This is a genomic window from Bacillus songklensis (genome assembly GCF_042649685.1).
In the GTDB taxonomy this organism is placed as follows: Bacteria; Bacillota; Bacilli; order Bacillales; family Bacillaceae_H; genus Bacillus_BA; species Bacillus_BA songklensis.
The window spans coordinates 1-919 of the sequence record NZ_JBHRZT010000041.1 but is presented as its reverse complement, the minus strand read 5'-3'; the positions used below and the strand labels follow the sequence as shown (position 1 = coordinate 919).

Annotated in this window: 2 protein-coding genes; both read right to left on the bottom strand. The window is 42.7% G+C overall.

The genetic code is table 11. The features are described 5' to 3' along the window. A partial coding sequence (gene hxlB / locus ACFOU2_RS09460; protein ID WP_377914489.1) for a 6-phospho-3-hexuloisomerase occupies positions 1-404 on the bottom strand: 404 nt, incomplete at its 3' end. 7 nt (positions 405-411) lie between these two features. After that, positions 412-919, bottom strand: a 508-nt coding sequence (gene hxlA / locus ACFOU2_RS09455) for a 3-hexulose-6-phosphate synthase (protein ID WP_377914487.1), incomplete at its 5' end; no start/stop codon positions are given.

Below are 919 nucleotides of genomic sequence, written 5' to 3'. Positions count from 1 at the left end.
TCTTTCGGTGATCCAGGCAATTTAATGGTGACATCTGCTAACTGTCCAATAGTGGAATCAGGGAATATCGTGACAGCTGCAATTTTACCGCCAATGCTTTTTGCTTTTTCAGCCATGGAGACTAAGCTTTTTGTTTCCCCGGATCCGGATCCGATGATTAAGATATCCTCTTTTTCAAAGTTGGGAGTGACCGTTTCACCGATTACATAGGAATCAATTCCCATATGCATCATCCGCATGGCGAAGGATTTTGCCATGAATCCCGATCTGCCTGCACCGGCGACAAAAACCTTTTTCGATTCAAGTATCCCGTTGACGAGTTTTTCAGCTTCTTCATCTGCGATTAAGTCAGCTGAATGATTAAGCTCTTTTAAGATTTCTGCTAAATATTGAGTCGTCTGCATCTTAGGATTAACCTGCTGTAACCGTTTGTTCTTTGATCATTTGCTGCATTTTGGCAGCAACAGCTTTTTTATCAGCTTGTCCAGTAATCCCGCCGCCTACAATGACAAGGTCTGGATTTACTTTAATGACTTCTGGAAGTGTTTCTAATTTAATGCCGCCTGCGATGGCCGTTTTAGCGTTTTTAACCACACTTTTGATGGTTTGTAGATCTTCAAAAGAATTTTTTCCGACTGCTTGAAGATCGTAGCCAGTGTGAACACAAATATAATCCACGCCCATGGCGTCCACTTCTTGGGCACGTCCAGCAAGGTCTTTTACTGCAATCATATCAACAAGGATTTTTTTACCTTGTTTTTTAGCTTCTTCTACTGCACCTTTAATGGATTGATCTTCGGCAGCCCCAAGAATCGTAACGATATCAGCCCCTGCCTCAGAGGCCTTCATCACTTCATATCCCGCGGCATCCATGATTTTAAGATCTGCCAGTACCTTTAGATTAGGAAAGGCTGCTTTC